Below are 23,138 nucleotides of genomic sequence, written 5' to 3' on the forward strand. Positions count from 1 at the left end.
CGCAAGCGGCAAGCCGCTTGCGCCGAAATTGGGCGTTGCACCGCTTTGCACCATGTGACGGCCTCATAACGGTGCATGCTGTGCCAACGCCCTTTTTAGCGCAACCGACAGGAGCCCCCATGCAACCAGAGAAACTGCGCCAGCGTTTTGAACATGCGGAAAACACCATCGCCGAACTGGCCCGGACCTGCGCCTCGCACAAGGACGTGCCTGACGCGCTGAAGCAATCGATCCAGCAACTGGACGATCAAGCCCGCCAATGCCACTCGCGCCTGGAAGGCGCTGAAGACCCGCAGACTTTCGTAGAAGCCATCGACAAGCTCGAAGCCTGTTCCGACCATGCGAAAATGGCCTGCCAGAACGCCAGCGGCAAGGTGGACCATTCCGTGGAATCTGCCGTGATGCGCGCGCATGAAGAGCTGTCGCAGCTCAAGCACAAGCTGCACTAAGCGCAGCACGCATTCTCGGCCGACAAAAAAGGGCGGATTCCCTTATCGGAAATCCGCCCAATCCCAATCGCCAAGCTCGACGATATCCAGTGGACTGGCCCCGCTGACGGCACGTCAGTCGAAGCCAAGCTCCTGCAATTTGCGCGTGATGGTGTTGCGGCCGATGCCCAGACGCGTTGCCGCTTCAACACGGCGCCCGCGCGTGACACCCAGCGCAGCCTCAAGAATCGCCTTCTCGAAGCGTCGCGTAAGTGCGTCCATGACGTCGGGCTGGCCCGCTTCGAGCATGGCCTTGGCCTCGCCCGCGAGCGCGCGCTCCCAACCTGCTGCGATGGATGCCCCCGCTGCAGAGCTTGAAAGCAACGTATCGACCGACGGCGTAACACCATACGGTTCGCCACCATGCGACGGCTCGCCGATGAAGGCTGGGCGAGCCGCGGCCTCGCCCATGACCGGTAGCATCTGCGCGTTGCCTCGCACCAGGTCGGCGGGCAGATCCTTGCTTTCAATGGTCTGCGCCGGCGCCATCACAGTGAGCCAGTTGCAGAGGTTTTCCAGTTGCCGCACGTTGCCGGGGAACGGCAGCGTGGCGATATGCGCCAGCGCATCGTCCGACATGCGCTTGGGCTCCACGCCCAGCTCCTTGGCACTCTTCTGCAAGAAATGGCGCGCCAGCAGCGTGATGTCTTCCGGGCGTTCGCGCAGCGCCGGCAAGCGCAGACGGATCACGTTCAGCCGGTGAAACAAGTCCTCGCGGAACAGACCGTCCTTGACGCGGGTTTCCAGATTCTGGTGCGTGGCCGCGATGACGCGCACGTTGGCCTTGAGCGGGTTGTGGCCGCCCACGCGATAGAAGTGGCCGTCCGACAGCACGCGCAGTAAGCGCGTCTGCAGATCGAACGGCATGTCGCCGATTTCATCGAGGAACAGCGTGCCGCCCTCGGCTTGCTCAAAGCGGCCGCGGCGCATGGTCTGCGCGCCCGTAAATGCGCCACGCTCGTGGCCGAACAGCTCGGATTCGAGCAGGTCTTTCGGAATCGCCGCCGTATTCAGCGCGATGAACGGGCCGCTGGCGCGTGGGCTGTGCTTATGCAGCGCCCGGGCCACCAGTTCCTTACCCGTGCCGGATTCGCCGGTGATCAGCACCGTCACGTTGGACTGTGACAGCCGCCCGATCGCGCGGAACACGTCCTGCATGGCCGGCGCCTGTCCGAGGATCTCCGGCGCATCGCTCAGGCGATCATCGATCTCCTCTTCGCGCAGGCTCTCCTCCAGCGCACGGCGGATCAGTTCGACTGCGCGATCCACGTCAAACGGCTTAGCGAGATATTCGAACGCGCCGCCCTGGAACGCCGCTACGGCACTGTCGAGATCGGAATACGCGGTCATGATGATGACCGGCAGCCCCGGGTGCTTTGCCTTGATGGCCTGCAGCAGATCCAGCCCCGAGCCGCCCGGCATACGGACGTCGGAGATCAGGACTTGCGGCGTTTCTTCGTCGAGCGCGTTGAGCGCGTCGCGCACGTTGGTAAAGCTGCGCGAGAGCAGGCTCTCGCGTGCCAGCGCCTTCTCAAGGACCCAGCGGATGGATTGATCGTCGTCGACTATCCAGATTGGCTTCATGTGTTGGTTCGTCTGCTTGACTTCGTCTCGCCTGGGCCGTCTCGCGCTGCGTTGTTGAGGCTGTGACGCTTCAGTGCAGCGGTACGAGAATGCGGAAATCCGTCTGACCTGGCCTGCTCTCGCATTCAATCAGGCCGTCATGCTGCTGCACGAACGTCTGCGCGAGTGTCAGACCCAGCCCACTTCCCCCCTCCCTTCCTGACACCAGCGGGAAAAAGATTCGCTCGCGGATGTCGTCCGGGATACCAGGACCGTTGTCCACTACATGCAAGTCCAATGCCAGCTTGTAAAGACGCTTTGCAATCGTAACTTTGCGCGCAACGCGCGTGCGCAGAATGATTTCGCCGTCGCCCTGCGCAATCCGAGCGCCAAGCGCATGCGCCGCGTTGTGCACGATGTTGAGCACCGCCTGGATGAGCTGCTCCTTGTCACCGCGAAACTCCGGCAGACTCGCGTCGTAGTCGCGCACGATATGCAAGCCCTGCGGGAACTCCGCCAGCACCACCGAGCGCACGCGCTCCAGCACCTCGTGGATGTTCACATCGCCAACGATATGCGGATGCCGGTGTGGTTCGAGCAGGCGATCGACCAGCGTCTGCAGGCGGTCGGATTCCTTGATGATGACTTGCGTGTACTCGCGCAGCGAACGTTCCGGCAGTTCGAACTCCAGCAACTGCGCCGCGCCGCGAATGCCGCCCAACGGATTCTTGATCTCGTGTGCCAGATTGCGGATCAGCTCTTTGTTGGCGGAGGTCAGGTCCAGCAGGCGCTCTTCGCGCTCGCTGCGAATCTTCTGCTCGTTGGGCAGCAGCTCAAGCAGCACTGACGCAGGCGCAAAGTCGAGTGCGCCAACGACGGCGTGCGCGTGCAGCGGTTCGTGGCCCAAACGGTCGAGCGAGACGTCGCGCCGCTTGGCATCGAATTGGCGGGCTGCCACGGTGGCAATCATCTCGGCCAGTTCGGACGGGTCGGCAAACAGCTCGTACAGCGACATCTCCACCAACTGCCGGCGTGACACGGCCAGGGCGGCTTCCGCGGCGGGATTGGCGTAGAAGATTGTCAGCGCCGGATGGCGGACGAAGAGGATGGGATTGGGCGCCGCGTCGAGCCCAGGGAACAATGGCGGCGCGCCATGTGAAAACGGAATGGGTGGCGGCCCGTCGATGGGCTCGCCCGCTGCCGCCTCACGCGCGGCGGACGCTGACGGCGCAGATGGCGTCGTCTGTTCCTGTTCATCGCGGCGTGCCGCTTTGCGGATCAGTCGACGCATGGCTCACCTACTCCTTGAGATTGCCCAGCTCCCGGCGGATGGAATCGACATTGGCCTGGCTGCGTTCGATGTCGCCCTTCAACTGCGCGGTGCGGTCCAGATACTTCTGATAGTTACGTTCGTTGCCCTGGCGCTCGGGTTGACCGTTGTTGTATTCGGCCTTCAACGCCTGGAGCTTGCGCTCCTCGTCTGCCAGCTCGGCCTCCAGCACCTGGCGGCGTTCGCCGTCACGCGCCTTCTGCGTGGCGTTGTCCACGCGGGGGAAGCCACCGCCTGCATTGTTTTGCGCCGGTGCGGGTGCAGCACCCGCACTGCGCGGGCTGCGCGTGCCAGGCACGGTCACCACATCGGGCAGCGTCAACTTCTTGCAGCCCTTCACGTTGCCACTGTTGCGGTACTCCGGCACGCCGTTCGGACCGGTGCACAGATAGACATCATCAGCGTACGCGGGAGCCTGCACGGACAGCGTGGCAAACACCGCCGCAGCGGCGGCAAGCAGCCCAGATGCGATGCGTGGGGAAGGACGGAACATGAATGGAACCTGGCGGATACGTCGATCGGGCGCCGGAGTCCGGCGGACGCTCATTCTAGCCACAAAACTCCGCTTCACAAAAAGGAAGGGCGACCTGCGCCGCCCCCCCTCTCACAACCGTCTCTTCGCCCCGACACATTGCCCGGGACGCTCGCACATTACAGCGAGTAGTACATCTCGAACTCGAGCGGGTGCGTCGTCATGCGGAAGCGCGTGACTTCTTCCATCTTCAGCTCGATGTAGGCGTCGAGCATGGCGTTGGAGAACACCCCACCGCGGGTCAGGAATTCGCGGTCCTTGTCCAGGTACTCGAGGGCCTGATCCAGGCTCGAGCACACGGTCGGGATCTTTGCGTCTTCTTCCGGCGGCAGGTCGTACAGGTTCTTGTCGGCAGCTTCGCCCGGGTGGATCTTGTTCTGCACGCCATCCAGACCGGCCATCAGCAGCGCCGAGAAGCCCAGGTACGGGTTCATCAGCGGATCCGGGAAGCGGGTCTCGATACGACGGCCCTTCGGGTTCGCAACGTACGGAATGCGGATCGAGGCCGAACGGTTACGTGCCGAGTAAGCCAGCTTGACCGGAGCCTCGAAGCCCGGCACCAGACGCTTGTACGAGTTCGTACCCGGGTTGGTGAGGGCATTCAGCGCGCGGGCGTGCTTGATGATGCCGCCGATGTAGTACAGCGCGAACTCCGACAGACCAGCGTAGCCGTTGCCTGCGAACAGGTTCTGGCCGTCCTTCCACACCGACTGGTGAACGTGCATGCCCGAACCGTTGTCGCCCACGACCGGCTTCGGCATGAACGTCGCCGTCTTGCCATAGGTGTGCGCGACGTTCTGGATCACGTACTTTTGCAGCTGGGTCCAGTCGGCGCGTTGCACCAGCGTGCTGAACTTCGTGCCGATTTCGTTCTGGCCTTGGCCTGCCACTTCGTGGTGGTGCACTTCAACGGGAATACCCAGCGATTCCAGGATCAGGCACATTTCCGAGCGCATGTCTTGGAACGTGTCGATCGGGGCAACCGGGAAGTAGCCGCCCTTCTTGCCCGGACGGTGGCCCGAGTTGCCGTGTTCGAACTCCTTGCCCGACGACCACGGAGCTTCTTCGGAATTGATCTTCACGAAGCAACCCTGCATGTCGATGTTCCAGGTCACGCCGTCGAAGATGAAGAATTCGGGTTCCGGACCAAAGTAGGCGGTGTCGCCCAGGCCGGTGCTCTTCAGGTAGGCTTCAGCGCGCTTGGCGATCGAGCGCGGGTCGCGGTCGTAGCCCTTGCCGTCCGACGGCTCGACCACGTCGCAGGTCAGGACCAGGGTCGGCTCTTCGTAGAACGGGTCGATGTGCGCGGTGTTTGCATCCGGCACCAGCAGCATGTCCGACGCTTCGATGCCTTTCCAGCCGGCGATCGACGAGCCGTCGAATGCGTGACCGCTTTCGAACTTGTCTTCGTCGAAATGCGAAACGGGGACCGAGACGTGCTGCTCCTTACCCTTGGTATCGGTGAAGCGGAAATCGACGAACTTGACGTCGTTTTCCTTCACGAGCTTCATCACGTCTGCAATGCTTTGGGACATGCCATTCTCCTGGTAGCGCAATAACGCAAAGTATTGTGAGCCGGTTGTGTGACGGATCGCTGCGCAATCGGCCGCAACCCGCCCTCACTCCGAAACATCTTCTTTCCAGCAAGGTCGTCCGACACGGACGGACGCCCCTGAAAAAGACCGCGGGAATCTTAGCAGAAACTATGCCAATTCCGGCCCAACAACAGGCAAGCACTCCCGCAAACAGTGCAGCACTGCGCCAGCCCATGCCTGACACGGTGCGCAAGCCCTGCAATCCGGCCGAACCGCCTCCCGCCGAATTCCCGCTGATAGGGCTGAAGCTGTTCAAGCAGCAGAGCCAACGCACATAAACGGTGCATGAAACTGCAATCAGCACCTCTTTTGTGCAAGCGGGTCGTGCACGCACCATCGCGGGGATTTTCGCCCGCGCTATGTGACGGCGGCGCTAAAATGATGGCTTCCTCTTTCACCCGCCCCTGATCACCATGACTGCCACCACGCTGACCCGCGAGTCCCTGCTAGAGGCTGCCGCCGCCCGCCGTGAGGCAGACCAGCTGCCGTACTTCGGCGCGCTGTCGCCGCAAGAGGCTGCCGCGTTGTTGGCCGCCGACCCGCAGGCGCGCCTGGTGGACGTGCGCACGCGCGCTGAACTCGACTGGGTTGGCACGCCCGACATTTCGCCGGGCCAGTTTGTCCATGTGGAGTGGAATCAGTATCCGGGCGGCGCGCGCAACGCCAACTTCCTGAGCGCGCTCGAGGCTGCCGTGCCGAAAGATGCGCCAGTGCTGTTCCTGTGCCGCAGCGCAGCGCGCTCCAAGCATGCAGCAACGGCCGCCGCACAGGCCGGTTACGCGGCAGCCATGGATGTGCTGGAAGGTTTTGAGGGTGCAAAAGACACCGAAGGCCATCGCAAGACCGTGGAGGGCTGGTGTTTCCGAGGCCTGCCCTGGCACGGTGCCTGAGGCGCGCCGGTGAGCGTCAGGACGCCGCGCTGGCGTCCGCCTCGAAAATCTCACCACCCAGCGCCAGCGCGCCCTCTCGCAGCATCGCATAGGCGCGCGCCACGGCTTCCGGTGAGCCCTTGACGCCCAGGTCGATGTGCGAGCGGGCATAGCGCTCACCGCGCGCTGCATCCCCCACGCTGGGCAGACTGAAGACCTTCACGCCATCGAACTCCGCTTCGATGCGCTCCATCAGCGGTGTAAGCCGCGACTCCGGCAGGCCAAACACCAGGAACGAGCGCTCCTCGCGCGGCGCGCGGTGGAATTGATCGGCGTAATAGGTGTCGAGCACCCATTCCATCATCGGCCATGCCATCACCGGAAAACCCGGCATGAAATGGTGATGCGCCACCGAGAACCCGGGGATGCGGTTATAGCTGTTGGGGATGATGCGCGCGCCCTGCGGAAACTCGCCCATCTTGAAGCGGTGCTGGTTTTCGGGCGTTGAGACGTCCGCCTTGACCGGGTCGCCGTTGGCCGACTCGATGATGCGCAGCGTGATCTGCTCGCGCGCTTCCGGATGCAGCTCCAACGGTACGCCCAGCGCAGCGGCCGCGCATTGGCGCGTGTGGTCATCGGGCGTGGCGCCGATGCCGCCGGTGCAGAACACCACGTCATCGCTGGCGAACGTACGCTTGAGTACGTTCGTAATGCGCGCGGGCTGGTCCCCGACGTACTCGGCCCACTCCAATGTCAGGCCGCGCTCGCCAAGCACTTCGATCAGCTTGCGCAGGTGTTTGTCTTCGCGGCGGCCAGAGAGAATCTCGTCGCCGATGATGATCATGCCGAAAGCCATGTCAGTTCCGATGGTTTCTGATTATTCGCGAGGCAGTTCGATGGTCGTAACTTCTATCACGCTGGCCTCGACCATGCGCGCAGGCGGCGCTTCGGCTCGCAGACGCGTCAGCGCACGCAAGCAGAAATGGCCGAACCACAGCGCCGAGAAGATGAATATCAGCACATACAGCCAGATGACCGCGATGGCGATGATCGGAAACAGCACAATCGTCACCACCGACGATACCCACAGCAGCGTCGGCGCCGAGCCCAGCATGCCAACGGCCACGCCAATGCCAAGGAGCGGCAGCCGATAGCGCTGCATGATCGCGCGGCGCTCTTCAGCGGTAGCGTGGTCAGCGAGCGCGTCGTACGTCATCAAGCGGTATGTAAGCCAACCCCATAGCAGCGGCGGGATCAGCGCGAAGAATGGCGGGATCAGCCACAACGGCAGCGTGACGATGGCCACGAGAATGACCACCAGCGTGCACAGCAGCGCATGCGTCAGGCTGCCCAGCAACGAGCCGCCCTTGCGACGTTCGAGCTGCGGATAGCTCCGATCAAGAAAACGCATGACCACCGGCACCGACGCAACGCTGACCAGCACAAGAATCGACACAACGATCACCGGAACGAGCAAGGTGATGACGAGCAGCGGCGCGATGGCCGACCACAGCCCCGCCATGCCAATGGCGTTCAGGCCGCTCTTGATCCAGCCCATGAAAGCCCAGCCTTCCACGGCGTTACGGGCCATGCCGTTCATGGCATCCCAGCCAAAATACAGCACGCCGCCCCAAACAACGACAGCCACGACAAACGGCATGACAGTCAGGAACAGCATGCGCGGATGCAGTTGCGAAAGCAGCGCGCGGCCAAATGAGCGAATCAGGTCGTTCATGCAGAAGTCGGAAAATCCGGGAGCGGACAGCCTAGCACAGCGCGCAGAAATTACGCAGGCGCCGCCCCGCGAAGGCCTTAGGCGCGACCGAACAGGCGCTTAACGCCGAGCCACTGCTGACGCAGCACGCCGCGCCCGTAGTCGCGCGAGTGCCCGTGGGGCGCGGGAAGCTGATCGCGGATACCGGTGGCGTGGTACTCCGGCGAGAAGATGGCGGTGCCGAACAGCATGTCCCACCATGGGAACAGCACGCCAAAATTGCATCCGCCCAGCACACCAGGCTTGCCGGGCACCTCGTGCCCCAGCCCGATGGCGTGATGCAGCCGATGAAAGCGGGGCGAGATCAGCAGCCGGTCGCCGAGCCAGCCGAAATGCAGCCGCACGTTGGCATGCTGAAGACTCTGCAGCAACTGTGAAATGGCGACCAGCAGCACGTACTGCGAAGGCTCAACCCCGATGACCAGCGCCGCGATGGCAAACACCGCACCACGCAATACATCGTCGAGTATGTGGTTGCGGTCATCCGACCACAGCGTCATCTGCTGCTGACTGTGATGCAACGAATGCAGGTTCCACCACCAGTGAAACTTGTGTGACAGGCGGTGATACCAGTAGTCGAGCAGGTCGAACAACACTAGATAGATCAGAAAGCTGACGGCGGCGACGGACGTAACGCCCGGCCACCAGTCCTCCACGTTCAGATGCGCCCAGCCCCAAAAGCGCAGCTTGCCGTCGAGGTCGTCGATCAGCGGCTGCAGCGTGAAAAACATCAGCAACGGGAAGAAACCGAGCCGGTGAAAGAGCGTGTAGAAGATGTCGGCACGCACGGCCTTGCGGTCTTGCAGCGGCTCCACCGGACGCCAGCGCTCCAGCGGACGGAAGATCAGCAGCAGCACCGCGATCTGCACCAACCCCATCAGCAGCCATTCCGTGCCGGGGTAGGCATCTTCGACGTAACCACCCAGGCCGACGGCATAGGTGATCGGCATCACGACGTGCTGGAAGAGCACATCCTGCGCTTGGGTGAAGGTGTCGGCGATCCAGTCGAACATGTCAGCGTGCCGCTGTGTGTGCCGGGTGGGCGGCAAACCATGCCTGGTACTGCGGATGATCGCGCAGCGTGGCGAAGCAGAAACCCTTGCGTTCCAGACCGGCGATCAGCGGTTCCAAGTCGGCTGGCGCCCACGGATCCTTGCGCGACCAAATGCCCAGATGCGCCATGGTGATGTCGCCATCGCGCAGGTTGGACAGTGCCTTCTGCAGCAAGGCGTCGTTCGGATAACGGTCTGACGGCAACTCGTCGCCCAGGAAACCGGCGGGCGCCCAAGCCACATGCGCAAACCCGCATTGCTTGGCCCAGGCCTCGGTCGTCGCCGACAGGTGACCTCCCGGCGCCCGCCACAGCGGGTCCATCGGCTGACCGGTCATGGCTTTGAACCGCTCGGCGCTGTGTTTGAGCTCCGCGCAGAATTCAGGCTCGCCCCACACGACATTGCGGCTGCCCTGCTCGCCAAACTGCGGCCGGAAGCGGACCTTGCCCGCACCCGCCTCGCCCTTGTAGTAGACGTGATCGAAGGTGTGCGTACCGAAGGCGTGGCCGTCGGCAGCAAGCGATTTCCAATACGGAGCCCAACCGTCATCCAGCGTGCTGTCGCCGTGGATGGTCTTTTCGTTGGCGAGGAAGAACGTGGCGTGGATACGATGGCGACGCAGCGTATCGGCAATCAACTGCGCCTGGCTCATGCTGCCGGTATCGAACGTCAGGTAGACGGTGCCTTTGCACGCGCCGGCATTCACACCACCGGGCGCAGCCGTGGCCAATGCGCACAGCACCAGCGCAGCCGTGGCAGCTGCAGCGCGCAACATCGACAGGCGGGATTTCATCGTCGTCTCTTGACGCTCAAATCAGCGGAGCGCGCGTGCGGAAGTAAATACCGTGCGGCGAGCGCCCAACCTTGATCTCTTCCACCACCTTGCGGCTTGCCACGTCGACAATCGCCACGCGCTTGGCCCAGCGGCAGGTCACCCACAGCTGCTTGCCGTCGGCGGTCAATTCCATATCGTCAGGGCCAGGCGGGAGGCCGGTGATGTCGCCCACCTTGGTCAGCGTTTGCTGATCGATGATGCTGATCGTGCCCGACACGCGGTTCGACAGGAACAGGTGGCGCTTGTCGCCCAGCGCACGGAAGTTGTGCGCGCCCTTGCCGGTCGGGATGCGCTTGACGCTGGTGCGGGTGTGCCAGTCGATCACTTCGACGTAATCGGCGCCGGTCATGCCCACCAACAGGTATTTCTGGTCAGTCGTCACCCACACGCCGGCCGGCGCGGAACCAATCGTCATGCGCCACATCACGTTCTGCGTGGGCAGGTCGATGGCCATCACCTCGTTGGAATCCTGCACGGTGACGAACGCGATCTTGCTGTCGGCGGTAAACGCAATGTGGCTGGGCGTCTTGGCCGCCGGAATCTGTTTGGCGATGGTCAGGGCGTGGCCGTCCCAGCGATAAATATCGATGCGGTCTAGACGGTTGCCCGTGGTCAGAAACCACTTCTGGTCAGGCGAAAAGCCAATCTGATACGGATCGTCAATGTGCGGCACGCGCTGCTGGATCTTGCCCGTGACAGGGTCGAGGAACACCAGATCGTTGCCGACGGCGTTCGCGACGATCAACGACTTTTCGTCGGGCGTGGCGATCAGGTGATGCGGCTCTTTGCCGATCGGGAACGTCTCGAGCACCTTGCGGGTGTCCTTGTCGATCAAAGAGACGCTTGCGTCGCCCGAATTGAGCACGGTGACGACTTCGGCACGCGCCGCATGCGCTGCCAGGAGTGCAGCGGCCGACAGGACCAGCGTGGAGAACCAACGGGGGGCAAACGAGGCGCGCGAGGAAGACATAACGAGAAGATTCAGCAACTTAGCCAGCCATTCTAACGCTGGCGTTTAGCCCATCGCTGACACAAATCAAAAAAAGAAAGCGGGAACTTTCGCAGCGCCTGACAACGCATCGACAGCTATCGCTGCATCGATTCCCACACCTTCTGCAGCCGTTTGACCGACATCGGCACCGGCGTGCGCAGTTCCTGTGCAAACAGCGCGATGCGCAACTCCTCGAGCATCCAGCGGAATTCCTCCATGCGCGGGTCATTGCCGCCCTGACCTTGCACGCGCAGCGCCTTTTCCGCACGTTGATATTGCTGGATGAGCGGCGCCATCTCTTGCATGCGCTGCGTGTCGCGCGCCGGGTCCGCCTTGAGCTTGTCGATGCGCAGCGCGATGCCCTTCAGGTAGCGCGGGAAGTGCGTCAACTGCGCATACGGCGTTGCCTCGATAAAGCGCTTGTGCATCAGCGTCTTGAGCTGCGCGTCGATATCGGCGGTGGCCGCAGCAAACGGCTTGGCGATCTGCAGCTTGCGCGGCAGTTGCGCGTATTCGGCCAGGATGGCGCCGACCAGCCGTGCGATTTCCTGCGCCAGCAACGTCAGGCGCGCGCGGCTTTCGTCCTTGCGCGCGCCGAAACTGGCGTCATCGGTGGGCAGCGGGTCTTGCAGGCAGGCGCGCTCCAGCGTGGCATCCAGAATCTGGTCGCGCAGATCGTCCTGCGTGCCGAGGTTCATGAACTGGATGGCCATCTGCGACAAGCCTGGGATGTTCTTTTCCAGGTATTTCAACGGTTCGCGCAGCTGGATCGCAAACAGCCGTCGCAAGCCCAGGCGATGGATGCGGGTGGCTTCCGACGGATCATCGAAGACCTCCACATCGCAGTGGTCACCGGCATCGACAAGTGCCGGGTAGCCGAACAGCGTCTGGTTGCCCTTGCGGACTTCCAGCAGTTCCGGCAACTCGCCGAAGTTCCAGGTCGTCAGGCCCGAGTACAGCGCGGCGTTGGCCGGCGCTTCCGATTTGCCGCTCTTACCTGCCTTTCCCGGCTTGGCGCCGTCGTTCTGGGCACCGGCCACGGCAGCATCCTGTGCCGCGATCGACTGGAACGTCTGCTGCGCGCGGCCGCCGAGTTCCGCCCGCAACTGGGCCAGATTGCGCCCCATGTCTAGCTGGCGACCGTGCTCGTCGATCACCTTGAAGTTCATGAAATGATGCGCGGGCAGCGTCTCGAGCTTGAAGTCGGCGCGCTTGAGGGCGATGCCAGTCTGCTCGCGCACGTCGGCAATCAAGCAGTCGAGCAGGTCGCCATCGCCCAACCGCACGCGCGACACGAATCCGGCGGCATAGTCTGGCAACGGCACGCAATGGCGGCGCAGCTTCTGCGGCAGACTCTTCAGCAACAGATGCACCTTCTCCTTGAGCATGCCCGGCACCAGCCATTCAGTGCGCTGCGCGGGCACCTGGTTGAGCGCATACAGCGGCACGGTGAGCGTCACGCCATCGCGGGGGCTGCCGGGCTCGAAGTGATACGTCAGGCCCATGTCGATGCCGGCAATCGGCAGCACCTTCGGGAACAGGTCGGTCGTGATGCCGGCCGCCTCATGCCGCATGAGGTCATCGCGATTCAGGTACAGCAGCTTCTGGCCGCTTTTGCCGCCCGCGCTGGCGGCCTCGGCATACCAGCGCTCAAACGACACGGTGTTGTAAATGTCCGCTGGGATCTGGCTGTCGTAGAACGCGTAGATCAGTTCGTCGTCCACCAGCACGTCTTGTCGGCGTGACTTGTGTTCGAGGTTTTCGATCTCGCGCACCAGGCGCTGGTTGTGCGTGAAGAACGGCAGGCGCGTTTCGAACTCGCCATCGACCAGCGCGCGGCGGATGAACATCTCGCGCGCCTCCTTCGGCTGCATCGGCCCGAAGTGCACACGGCGCTGTTGATAGATCGGCAGCCCGTACAGCGTGCCCCGCTCGAAGGCCATCACCTGGCCGGCCTTCTTTTCCCAATGCGGATCGCTCCACGACACCTTCAACAGGTGCACGCCGACCTTTTCCACCCATTCCGGCTCGATGCGCGCCAGCGTGCGGCCGAACAGGCGGCTGGTCTCGACCAACTCGCCTGCCACGACCCACTTGCCGGCCTTGCGCGCGATGACCGAACCCGGCCACAGGAAGAACTTGATGCCGCGCGCGCCGAGGTATTCGCGGCCTTTTCCGTCTGCCTCCTCGATGCGCACTCCGATGTTGCCGAGCAAGCCCGTCAGCAACGCCAGGTGTAACTGCTCATACGTCGGATCGGATTCGTTGAGCTTCCAGCCCTGCTCCGCCACCGTGGTATGCAACTGCGAATGCACGTCGCGCCATTCGCGCAACCGCACATGCGACAGGAAGTGCGAGCGGCACTGGTCCTGCAATTGTTTGTTCGATTTCTTGTGCGCGATGGCCTCTTCAAACCACTTCCACAGCTTCACCCAGCCGAGGAATTCCGATTTTTCGTCGGCGAACTGCCGGTGCGCCTGATCGGCCTGCTGTTGCAGTTCCTGCGGGCGCTCGCGCGGGTCCTGAACGGACAAGGCGCTCGCGATGATCAGCATCTCGCGCAGACATTGGTGGTCGCGGCCTGCCAGGATCATCCGCGCCACCCGCGGGTCCAGCGGCAGCCGGGCCACCTGCCTGCCCAGCGGGGTCAGCGCGTTTTCGTCGTCGACCGCCCCGAGTTCTTGCAGGAGCTGGTAGCCGTCGGCAATTGCACGGCCTAGCGGCGGCTCGATGAAGGGAAACTGCTCAACGTCTGTCAATCGCAGCGCCTTCATGCGCAGGATGACGGCGGCGAGCGACGAACGCAGGATTTCCGGATCGGTAAAACGCGGCCGTGCAATGAAATCCGCTTCTTCATACAAGCGGATGCAGACGCCATCGGCCACCCGGCCGCAACGGCCGGCGCGCTGGTTGGCTGCGGCCTGCGACACTGGCTCAATCTGCAATTGCTCGACCTTGTTGCGATACGAATAGCGCTTCACGCGCGCCAGCCCCGTATCGACCACGTAGCGAATGCCCGGCACCGTCAGCGAGGTCTCAGCCACGTTGGTCGCCAGCACGATGCGGCGGGCGTTGGACGGCCGGAACACACGTTCCTGCTCCTGCACAGACAGGCGCGCAAACAGCGGCAGGATTTCGGTATGCGCCGGATGGTGCTTGCGCAGCGCCTCGGCCGCCTCGCGAATCTCGCGCTCGCCCGGCAGGAAGATGAGCACGTCGCCAGGGCCTTCGCGGGCGAGTTCGTCCACCGCATCGACGAGCGCCTCGTAAAGATCGCGCTCCTTGTCCTTCTCGTCGCGCTGGATCGGGCGGTAGCGCACCTCGACCGGATACAACCGGCCGCTGACTTCAATGACGGGCGCCGGCCCCTTCGGGCCAGCAAAGTGCTCGGCAAACCGCTGCGCGTCGATGGTCGCCGAGGTGATGATCACCTTCAGGTCGGGCCGGCGCGGCAAGAGCTGCTTGAGATAGCCGATCAGGAAGTCGATGTTGAGGCTACGTTCGTGCGCCTCGTCGATGATGATCGTGTCGTAGGCGCGCAGCAGCGGATCGTTCTGCGTCTCGGCCAGTAAGATGCCGTCGGTCATCAGCTTGACCGACGCCCCCGCCGACAGCGTGTCGTTAAAGCGCACCTGGAAGCCCACGTGCTCGCCCACCGGCGTGCCGATTTCCTGCGCGATGCGCTTGGCCGTAGACGTCGCTGCAATCCGGCGCGGCTGCGTATGGCCGATCAGCCCGGTACCGCCCGCGCCAATGCCTCGCCCGATCGACAAGCAGATCTTCGGCAACTGGGTGGTTTTGCCCGAGCCGGTTTCGCCCGAGACGATCACCACCTGGTTGCCGGCGATGGCCTCGGCGATTTCGTCGCGCCTGGCTGACACGGGCAGCGCTTCGGGAAACGTGATCGGCGGGACACGGTTGGCACGCGCGCGGCGTGCCTCCAGCGCTGCGGCGAGTTCTTCCGGCGTGGGCTTTTGGCGGCGCTGCGGACGCGCATTGCCGCCGGGCTTGCGCTCGGGCGGCGGCGTGTCTTTCGGCGATTTCTGGGAGGGCGCCGCCGGGCGTGGCCGGGGCGGCTGGGCGTGGGAATCTGACATCGGGCGGGATTATAATCCGCGCATCTTTCCTATGTCGGCCCGCGCCCCGTGCCGCTTTTCCTCCTCCGCCCGTGACCGCTCGTTCTCCCGTCCCCGCCTCCGGCGTTTCGCTGGCGGCGCATACGCCCGCCCCCGTCGACGTCGCCCCGATTCCGCCCACGCCCGAACAGCAGCAGTTCGTGGACTGGCTGCGCGAGGTGGCACCGTACATCCACTCTTTCCGCGACAAGACGTTCGTGATCGGTTTTGGCGGCGAATTGGTCAAGGCCGACATGCTGGGCGCGCTGGTCAACGACGTCGCGTTGCTGCATGCCATGGGCATGCGCATCGTGCTGGTGCATGGTTCGCGCCCACAGGTGGAAGAACAGCTCGCCCTGCGCAGTGTGCAAACTCAGTTCGTCGACGGCGTACGCGTGACGGACGCCGCCGCACTGGAATCCGCCAAGGAAGCCTCGGGCGAACTGCGCCTGGATATCGAAGCTGCCTTCAGCCAGGGCCTGCCGAATACACCGATGGCCGGCGCGCGCATGTCGGTCGTGTCCGGCAACTTCGTGACGGCGCGGCCGGTGGGCATCGTCAATGGCGTGGATTTCCAGCACACGGGGCTGGTGCGCAAGATCGATGCGGAGTCGATCCAGCATTCCCTGTCCAATCGCAAGATCGTGCTGCTCTCGCCGCTGGGCTTTTCGCCAACGGGCCAGGCGTTCAACCTGTCGATGGAAGACGTAGCTGCCAACACCGCCACGGCGCTCAAGGCCGACAAGCTCATCTTCATCACCGAGCTGCCGGGGATCATGGACCGCGTGGGCAAGCTGCAGCAGGACCTGTCGATGGAAACGGCCATCGAGCGCCTGCGAGACGGCAGCCTGTCGCACGACACCGCCTATTACCTGCAGCACATCGTCAAGGCGATGCGCGGCGGCGTGCGCCGGGCGCACGTCATCCCGTTCGCGCTGGACGGCAGCATCCTGCTGGAGCTGTTCCTGCACGATGGTGTGGGCACCATGGTCTCGCACACTGACCTGGAATACCTACGCGAAGCCACCCTGGACGACGTGGGCGGCATCGTCTCGCTCATCGAGCCCCTCGAGGCGGACGGCACATTGGTGCCGCGCGAACGCCGGCTGCTGGAGCGCGACATCGCCAACTTTTCGGTCATCGAGCACGACGGCATCATCTTTGGCTGCGTTGCACTGTATCCGTACCCCAAGGATGGCATGGCCGAAATGGCTTGCCTGATCGTCTCCCCGGACAGCCAGGGCACCGGCGACGGCGAACGTCTGCTCAAGCACACCGAAGTGCGTGCCCGTGCGCTGGGCCTCAAGCGCCTCTTCGTTCTCACTACGCGCACGGAGCATTGGTTCCTCAAGCGCGGCTTTGTGCGTGCCAGCGTGGACGATCTGCCGGAAGACCGCCGCAAGCTTTACAACTGGCAGCGCCGCTCGATGGTGCTGATGAAGAAGCTCTAAACCCTTGGCGCGCGTCGTGGAATCCAAGCCCGGCGGCGCGCGGCCTTTACAATAGCGGCACCTGCGTCGCGCTCGAGCGGCGCTTCCGCCACACAAGAGGAATCCCCATGGCCCGCATGGTCCACTGCGTCAAGCTCAACAAGGAAGCCGAAGGCCTCGACTTCCCGCCCCTGCCCGGCGAACTGGGTAAGAAACTCTGGCAAAGCGTCTCGAAAGAAGCCTGGGCCGGCTGGCTCAAGCATCAGACCATGCTGATCAACGAAAACCGCCTGAACATGGCCGATTCGCGCGCACGCCAGTACTTGCTCAAACAGACCGAGAAGTACTTTTTTGGCGATGGTGCAGATGAAGCCGCCGGCTACGTGCCGCCGCCCTCGGCCTGATCTGCCGCCATCAACAACAAAGCCGTTCAGCGCAGACTGAACGGCTTTTTGTTTGGGGAACGCCATTGAACGTGCCGCAACGGGCGCAAAAAAAACTGCCCATTTGCATGAGCAGCTTTTCGACAATGCGCAAACAGCGATCAGAAATCGCGACGCTGCACGCCCGCTTCGGTCCCCAGCAGCAGCACATTGGCGCCGCGCTTGGCAAACAGGCCGACCGTCACCACGCCCGGAATCTCGTTGACCACCGATTCCAGGCCCTTCGGATCGGCAATGCGCAGGCCCACCACATCGATGATCACGTTGCCGTTATCGGTCTTGTAGATCTGGCCTTCCTTGGTCATGCGCAGGCGCGGCTGACCGCCCAGCGCAGCCAGTTGGCGCGCCACGGCCGCACGTGCCATGGGCACCACTTCCACCGGCAGCGGGAAGGCACCCATCGTCTCAACGAGCTTGCTGCCGTCAGCGATGCAAACGAACACCTTGGCCACCGAGGCAACAATCTTTTCACGCGTGAGCGCACCGCCGCCGCCCTTGATCATGGCTCCGGAGGCGTCGATCTCGTCAGCGCCATCCACGTACACGGGAATAGCATCGACCTCATTCAGATCGAGCACCGTAAAGCCGTGGCCCTGCAGGCGGCGTGTCGAAGCCTCGGAGCTGGACACCGCGCCGGCGAAGCGTGCCTTGTGCGGCGCCATCGCGTCGATGAACAGGTTGGCCGTCGAGCCGGTGCCGACACCCAGCACAGCGCCCTCGGGCACGTTGGCCAATACGTAGTCTGCGGCGGCTTGTGCCACCAGCGCCTTCAGTTCATCCTGCGTCATCGCAAAAACTCGGTCGGGATCGGGAAACCCGGTAGTGTACCGGATCAATGCGATGACCCTCAGCCGGCTGGTGGAGCCAAACCCGCGGAGTACAATCGATTCATTCCTCCACCTCCAGCGCAACGCAGGAACGTACTTCGGACTCGCTTCATGACTCAGCTCGATCAACTCAAGCAGTTCACCACCGTCGTCGCCGACACGGGCGACTTCCAGGCAATGCGTGCCTACGCGCCGCACGATGCAACGACCAATCCGTCGCTGATCCTCAAGGCCGTGCAGAAAGCCGAATACCGCCCGCTGCTGGAACAAGCCGTGCGTGACGCCCGTAGCGACAGCGTCGAGGACATCATCGATGCCGTCCTCGTGGCGTTCGGCTGCGAAATCCTGTCGATCATCCCGGGCCGCGTGTCGACCGAGGTTGATGCGCGCCTGTCGTTCGACACCGAGGCGACAGTGGCCAAGGCCAAGCATTTGATTGCGCTGTACGAAGCGCGAGGCGTGGCGCGCGAGCGCGTGCTGATCAAGATTGCGTCGACGTGGGAAGGCATCCGCGCGGCGGATCAGCTCCGTGCCGAAGGCATCCGCTGCAACATGACGCTGCTGTTCTCGCTGGCCCAAGCGGTGGCGTGCGCGGAAGCGGGCGTGCAGCTCATCTCGCCCTTCGTCGGCCGCATCTACGACTGGTACAAAAAGGATGCCGGCGCCAACTGGGACCCGGTCGCGCAAGGCGGCCCGAACGACCCCGGCGTGCAGTCCGTCCTGCGCATCTACAACTACTACAAGAAGTTCGACTACCCGACCGAAGTGATGGGCGCGAGCTTCCGCAATATCTCGCAGATCGTCGAACTGGCCGGCTGCGACCTCCTGACCATCAGCCCGGATCTGCTCGCCCAACTGCAGCAGTCCGACGCGCCGGTCGAGCGCAAGCTGTCTCCGGACAACGCCAACGCGGCCAATATCGTGCGCCTGCCGGCTGACGAGAAATCGTTCCGCTGGCACATGAACGCGGACGCCATGGCCACCGAAAAGCTGGCCGAAGGCATCCGCCTGTTTGCAGCGGACGCGATCAAGTTGGAAGCGTTGATTGAGCCGCTGCGCGCAGCGGCGTAAGAAGAAAGCCGGGTCTTATCCCAGCATGGCGGGCAGGCACACGCCCGCCGGCTGGTGGATCACGAGGTCCGCCGTTGCATCCAGGGCGCTTGGCTCCGGATTCACGACGATCACCTTGGCGCCATGGTCCTTCGCCAGCCCCGGCAAGCCAGCGGCCGGATATACCATGCCGGATGTGCCAACAACGAGGCATACGTCACACGTGTTAGCTGCCTCTTCAGCACGGTAGTTCGCGACCAGCGGCAGTTGCTCGCCAAACCACACCACGCCTGGGCGCAGCATCGCGCCACATGTCGCACAACGCGGTGGGCGTCCCGGCTCGGCGGTGGCGATATCGCATTTGCCGCAGCCACCCAGCCACTTGTCCGCAAACAGGTTGCCGTGCAACTCGATCACCCCTTCGCTGCCGGCGCGCTGATGCAAACCATCGACGTTCTGCGTGACGAGCGTCACCGTCTTGCGCTTGGCGAGCGCGGCTATCGCAAGATGGGCCGGATTGGGCTGCACCTGCAGCACACGCTCACGGCGCTCCTGATACCAGTCCCACACCATGCGCGGATGCTTGCGATACGCTGCCTCGGTCGCCATGTCTTCCGGGTTGAAGCGCGCCCACAAGCCGGTCAGGGCATCACGAAACGTAGGAACACCGGATTCGGCCGAGACACCAGCGCCCGTGAGCACCATGACGTGCTGTGCTGCCTCGACCCAGGCGCGGGCCTGCGCCAATGCAGCCGCATCGGATACGGCTGTGGGTTCGATGCCCATTACTTCTTGGCAGGTGCCGCCGCGCGTTGGCGTACCGCTTCAAACAGACACACGCCACTGGCCACCGATACGTTCAGGCTTTCCACGCTTCCCGCCATCGGAATGCTGACCAGCGCGTCGCACGTTTCACGCGTGAGGCGGCGCATGCCTTCGCCTTCGGCGCCCATCACGATGGCGGTGGGGCCCTTGAAGTCTGCCTGGTAGAGATCCTGTTCGGCCTCGTCAGCCGTGCCGATCACCCACACGCCGCGCTCCTGCAATTCACGCAGCGTGCGCGCCAGGTTGGTCACGGTGATATACGGGACGGTTTCAGCCGCGCCGCTGGCGACCTTGGCGACCGTCGTGTTGATCCCAACGCTGCGGTCCTTCGGCGCGATCACGGCATGCGCGCCGGCAGCATCGGCCACGCGCAGGCAAGCGCCGAGGTTGTGCGGGTCCGTCACACCGTCGAGCACCAGCAGCAGCGGCGTGCCTTCGATGCCGTCGAGCAGTTCATCAAGATTGAGCGCCAACGACAGCGACTCTGCCTTGGCAACCACGCCCTGGTGGCGGTCGGTACCGGCAATGCCGCGCAGCCGGTCAGCGTCGGCGGGGATGAGGCGCACGCCCGCTGCTTCCGCCGCTTTCAGGAAATCCTGCATGCGGCGGTCGCGGCGGTTGGCCTCGAAGTAGATTTCGTCGATCGACTTGGCGCCGTGGCGCAGTCGGGCGGTGACGGCATGAAAGCCGATGAGGAGCTTGGATTTAGACATGGCGCGATTGTACCCGTCCGCCCTCGCTCCTCGGCCGCTTTAACCGCTTTAACGCCCCTTCGTCTTGCGCGGGGCCTTGCCTGCCACCTTGCGCGGCGCAGCGGTCTTGGCGCCACCCTTGGGCTTGGTACCACGCGCCGTCTGCTTCTTGCGCGCAGGCTTTGCGTGGGCATGGCCCGGGGGCAGTGCACGGCTACCCGGCTCGAACACCGGCTGCTCTTCGATGACGCGATCGAGCGTCTCGTCGAACGACTCCTCCGGCTTGGCCGTACCGCCCAACAATGCGGCCAACTGGCGCGGCTTCTTGCGGCCAACCGGCGGCGCCGGCGTCGCCCCGGCAGGCTGACGCGCCACCGAGGCTTCGGGCGCGCCCGTCACCTTGGCCGGGCGCAGCGCCTTGGTCGACGGCTCCTGGATCAGGCGGAAATCCATCTTCCGGGCATCCAGATCGACGCGCAGCAACTGCACGCGCACGCGGTCGGTCAGGCGATAACGGATGCCCGTACGCTCTCCGCGCAGCTCGTTGCGCGCTTCGTCGTATTGGAAGTAATCGCTGCCCAGCTCGGTCACGTGTACCAGACCTTCCACGTACAGCTCGTCGAGTTGCACGAAGATCCCGAACGACGTAACCGCGCTGACGGTGCCCGAGAACTCGTTGCCGAGCTTGTCGCGCATGAAATAGCACTTGAGCCAGGCCTCGACGTCGCGCGAGGCTTCGTCCGCGCGACGCTCGTTGGCCGAGCAATGCACGCCTAGCTCATGCCAGATCGCTTCGACCTTCGCCTTGTTGACAACCGCCGCCGGCACGCCTTTCTCGGCTTCAGCCTGCAGACGACGCGCCTTGGGCGATAGCGCGCTGTTCAACTGCACGCCCGGTGCCAGCGCCGGCACATAACGCGTGCGATGCAGAATCGCCTTGATGGAGCGATGCACCAGCAAATCGGGGTAGCGGCGGATCGGGCTCGTGAAGTGCGCATACGCCGGATACGCCAGGCCAAAGTGACCGATGTTGTCCGGGCTGTAGACCGCCTGCTGCATCGAGCGCAGCAACATGGTCTGCAGCATCGGTGCATCAGGACGGGCGGCCACCTTTTCCATCAGTTCGGCGTAATCGGCGGCCTGCGGCTTGTCGCCACCGCCCAGCGTCAAGCCGCTGGTTTTCAGGAAGGCGCGCAGCGCCTGCAGCTTTTCCTCAGTCGGACCTGCATGGACGCGGTACAGCGCCGGGTGCTTGTACTTCTCCAGCATCTCGGCCGCGCAGACATTGGCCGTCAGCATGCACTCTTCGATCAGCCTGTGTGCATCGTTGCGGGTGCGCGGCAGGATCTGCTCGATCTTGCCCTGCGCGTTGCAGACGATGTACGTCTCGGTGGTGTCGAAGTCGATCGCGCCACGCTCGCGGCGCGCCTTGAGCAGCGTCTGATACAGCTCGTACAGGTCCTGCAGATGCGGCACCAGCAGCGCGCGCTTGGCAGCCTCCGGGCCCTTCACATTGGACAGGATCGCCCAGACCTCGTTGTAGGTCAGACGCGCCTTCGAGTGCATCACCGCTGGGTAGAACTGATAGGCCTTGATCTCGCCCTTGGCCGTGATCACCGCATCGCAGACCATGCACAGGCGGTCCACTTCTGGGTTCAACGAGCACAAACCGTTGGAGAGCTTCTCCGGCAGCATCGGGATCACGCGGCGCGGAAAATAGACCGAAGTCGCTCGATCAATGGCGTCTGCATCGAGGGGATGCCCCGGGCGCACGTAGTGCGACACATCGGCAATCGCCACGATCAGGCGCCAGCCCTTGGTGCGGCCGATCTTGACGGGCTCGGCGTAGACGGCGTCATCGAAGTCGCGCGCGTCTTCGCCGTCGATGGTGACCAACGGTACGTCGCGCAAGTCGATGCGCCCCGCCAAATCGGCATCGCGAACGACGTCGGGCAGCGCCTCAGCTTCTCGCTGTGTCGGCTCGGAAAACTCGTGCGGCACGCCGTACTTGCGCACGGCGATTTCGATCTCCATGCCGGGGTCGTCAATCTCACCCAGCACCTCCACCACGCGGCCAATCGGTTGCACGTAGCGGTCCGGATATTCCAGGATCTCAACGCTCACCACTTGGCCAACCTTGGCCTTGCCCTGCCCCTTCGGCGCGATCAGGATGTCGCGGCCCAGACGCTTGTCTTCGGGCGCCACGACCAGCGTGCCGCTTTCCGAGAGCAACCGGCCGATAACGCGCTTGTTGGCCCGCTGCAGGATCTCGACGATCTGCCCCTCCGAGCGCCCGCGGCGATCGTAGCCGACGGCGCGCACCAGGGCGCGGTCGCCGTGCATGGCCTTCTGCATCTCTCGCTCGGGCAGGAAGATATCGGGCTCGCCGTCATCGCGGACGAAAAAGCCGAAGCCATCGCGGTGGCCAATGACGCGGCCTTCGATGAAGTTGGGCTGGTGCGCAAGCTCGTAGCGCCCCTTGCGGTTGAGTTCGATCTGACCATCCCGCTCCATGGCGGTCAAACGCTTGATAAAGCCGTCATGCTCCTTGCGCGTGACCGACAGCGCCTTGGCAATGTCAGTGGCAGACAGCGGAGACCCCGACGTGCGCAGCACACCGAGGATTTCCTCGCGGCTCGGGATCGGATAAGTCGGTTGATTCAATTTTTTCTTCTAGAGTGTTGACAGGATCGCTGGATCCCGTAATAATTACAGCTTCGGTACACG

The 23,138-nt window shown here is 63.7% G+C and carries 19 protein-coding genes; 5 read left to right on the plus strand and 14 right to left on the minus strand.

Going from position 1 to position 23,138, the window contains the following annotated elements; genetic code table 11:
* The first annotated feature begins 119 nt into the window (after positions 1–119).
* A complete protein-coding gene (locus AAHM38_RS02010) occupies positions 120–449 on the plus strand; it encodes a hypothetical protein (RefSeq protein ID WP_012761791.1) in 330 nt (109 codons plus the stop codon).
* 114 nt (positions 450–563) lie between these two features.
* Here the strand turns inward: AAHM38_RS02010 and ntrC are convergent, their stop codons facing one another.
* The 4 genes from ntrC to AAHM38_RS02030 all read right to left on the minus strand — a co-directional run bounded on the left by ntrC (position 564) and on the right by AAHM38_RS02030 (position 5,448).
* Positions 564–2,072: a nitrogen regulation protein NR(I) gene (gene ntrC, locus AAHM38_RS02015; RefSeq protein WP_004626371.1), complete on the minus strand. Its 1,509-nt coding sequence runs from the start codon at positions 2,070–2,072 to the stop codon at positions 564–566.
* A gap of 70 nt (positions 2,073–2,142) precedes the next feature.
* Positions 2,143–3,342, minus strand: coding sequence for a nitrogen regulation protein NR(II) (gene glnL, locus AAHM38_RS02020; protein ID WP_009238381.1), 1,200 nt, complete (start codon positions 3,340–3,342; stop codon positions 2,143–2,145).
* Between the two features lie 7 nt (positions 3,343–3,349).
* Positions 3,350–3,874, minus strand: coding sequence for a hypothetical protein (locus AAHM38_RS02025; protein WP_009238382.1), 525 nt, complete (start codon positions 3,872–3,874; stop codon positions 3,350–3,352).
* A 158-nt stretch (positions 3,875–4,032) separates the two neighbouring features.
* Positions 4,033–5,448 (minus strand): 3-hydroxylaminophenol mutase, encoded by a 1,416-nt coding sequence (locus AAHM38_RS02030; protein WP_004626362.1) that lies wholly within the window; start codon positions 5,446–5,448, stop codon positions 4,033–4,035.
* A gap of 473 nt (positions 5,449–5,921) precedes the next feature.
* Here AAHM38_RS02030 and AAHM38_RS02035 point away from each other — a divergent pair, with 473 nt between their 5' ends.
* The gene (locus AAHM38_RS02035; protein WP_004626360.1) at positions 5,922–6,398 is read left to right on the plus strand and encodes a rhodanese-like domain-containing protein; all 477 of its coding nucleotides are present in this window, start codon (positions 5,922–5,924) and stop codon (positions 6,396–6,398) included.
* A gap of 16 nt (positions 6,399–6,414) precedes the next feature.
* Here the strand turns inward: AAHM38_RS02035 and AAHM38_RS02040 are convergent, their stop codons facing one another.
* The 6 genes from AAHM38_RS02040 to hrpA form a co-directional block, all read right to left on the minus strand.
* The gene (locus tag AAHM38_RS02040) at positions 6,415–7,233 is read right to left on the minus strand and encodes a competence/damage-inducible protein A (RefSeq protein WP_012761789.1); all 819 of its coding nucleotides are present in this window, start codon (positions 7,231–7,233) and stop codon (positions 6,415–6,417) included.
* A 21-nt stretch (positions 7,234–7,254) separates the two neighbouring features.
* Positions 7,255–8,112, minus strand: coding sequence for an EI24 domain-containing protein (locus AAHM38_RS02045; RefSeq protein WP_009238384.1), 858 nt, complete (start codon positions 8,110–8,112; stop codon positions 7,255–7,257).
* Positions 8,113–8,189: 77 nt separating this feature from the next.
* Positions 8,190–9,164 carry a sterol desaturase family protein gene (locus tag AAHM38_RS02050; protein ID WP_009238385.1) on the minus strand — a complete coding sequence of 325 codons (975 nt, stop codon included), beginning with the start codon at positions 9,162–9,164 and terminating at the stop codon, positions 8,190–8,192.
* A 1-nt stretch (position 9,165) separates the two neighbouring features.
* Positions 9,166–9,996, minus strand: coding sequence for a polysaccharide deacetylase family protein (locus AAHM38_RS02055; protein WP_012761788.1), 831 nt, complete (start codon positions 9,994–9,996; stop codon positions 9,166–9,168).
* A 16-nt stretch (positions 9,997–10,012) separates the two neighbouring features.
* Entirely contained in the window at positions 10,013–11,008 is a 996-nt protein-coding gene (locus AAHM38_RS02060; protein ID WP_012761787.1) for a YVTN family beta-propeller repeat protein, read from the minus strand.
* Positions 11,009–11,124: 116 nt separating this feature from the next.
* On the minus strand, positions 11,125–15,126 hold the full coding sequence (gene hrpA, locus AAHM38_RS02065) for an ATP-dependent RNA helicase HrpA (RefSeq protein ID WP_116574865.1): 4,002 nt from the start codon (positions 15,124–15,126) through the stop codon (positions 11,125–11,127).
* 71 nt (positions 15,127–15,197) lie between these two features.
* Here hrpA and argA point away from each other — a divergent pair, with 71 nt between their 5' ends.
* Positions 15,198–16,595 carry an amino-acid N-acetyltransferase gene (gene argA, locus AAHM38_RS02070; protein ID WP_116574864.1) on the plus strand — a complete coding sequence of 466 codons (1,398 nt, stop codon included), beginning with the start codon at positions 15,198–15,200 and terminating at the stop codon, positions 16,593–16,595.
* 107 nt (positions 16,596–16,702) lie between these two features.
* A complete protein-coding gene (locus AAHM38_RS02075) occupies positions 16,703–16,978 on the plus strand; it encodes an oxidative damage protection protein (RefSeq protein ID WP_004626344.1) in 276 nt (91 codons plus the stop codon).
* 140 nt (positions 16,979–17,118) lie between these two features.
* Here the strand turns inward: AAHM38_RS02075 and rpiA are convergent, their stop codons facing one another.
* Complete coding sequence (rpiA, locus tag AAHM38_RS02080) at positions 17,119–17,805, minus strand: ribose-5-phosphate isomerase RpiA (protein WP_009238390.1); 687 nt, start codon at positions 17,803–17,805, stop codon at positions 17,119–17,121.
* A 150-nt stretch (positions 17,806–17,955) separates the two neighbouring features.
* On the opposite strand from rpiA, the gene tal reads away from it, so the two are divergent.
* A complete protein-coding gene (gene tal, locus AAHM38_RS02085) occupies positions 17,956–18,915 on the plus strand; it encodes a transaldolase (protein ID WP_009238391.1) in 960 nt (319 codons plus the stop codon).
* Positions 18,916–18,930: 15 nt separating this feature from the next.
* Here tal and AAHM38_RS02090 read toward each other — a convergent pair whose 3' ends face one another.
* The 3 genes from AAHM38_RS02090 to rnr are packed head-to-tail and all read right to left on the minus strand — an operon-like array spanning position 18,931 to position 23,075.
* The gene (locus AAHM38_RS02090; RefSeq protein WP_116574863.1) at positions 18,931–19,680 is read right to left on the minus strand and encodes an SIR2 family NAD-dependent protein deacylase; all 750 of its coding nucleotides are present in this window, start codon (positions 19,678–19,680) and stop codon (positions 18,931–18,933) included.
* Positions 19,680–20,432, minus strand: a complete 753-nt coding sequence (gene rlmB / locus AAHM38_RS02095) for a 23S rRNA (guanosine(2251)-2'-O)-methyltransferase RlmB (RefSeq protein WP_009238393.1) — start codon at positions 20,430–20,432, stop codon at positions 19,680–19,682. The genes AAHM38_RS02090 and rlmB overlap by 1 nt, the downstream gene beginning before the upstream one ends.
* A gap of 48 nt (positions 20,433–20,480) precedes the next feature.
* Positions 20,481–23,075: a ribonuclease R gene (rnr, locus tag AAHM38_RS02100; RefSeq protein ID WP_116574862.1), complete on the minus strand. Its 2,595-nt coding sequence runs from the start codon at positions 23,073–23,075 to the stop codon at positions 20,481–20,483.
* Positions 23,076–23,138: the final 63 nt, after the last annotated feature.

It is taken from the genome of Ralstonia sp. OTU4908, from assembly GCF_038440115.1.
In the GTDB taxonomy this organism is placed as follows: Bacteria; Pseudomonadota; Gammaproteobacteria; order Burkholderiales; family Burkholderiaceae; genus Ralstonia; species Ralstonia pickettii.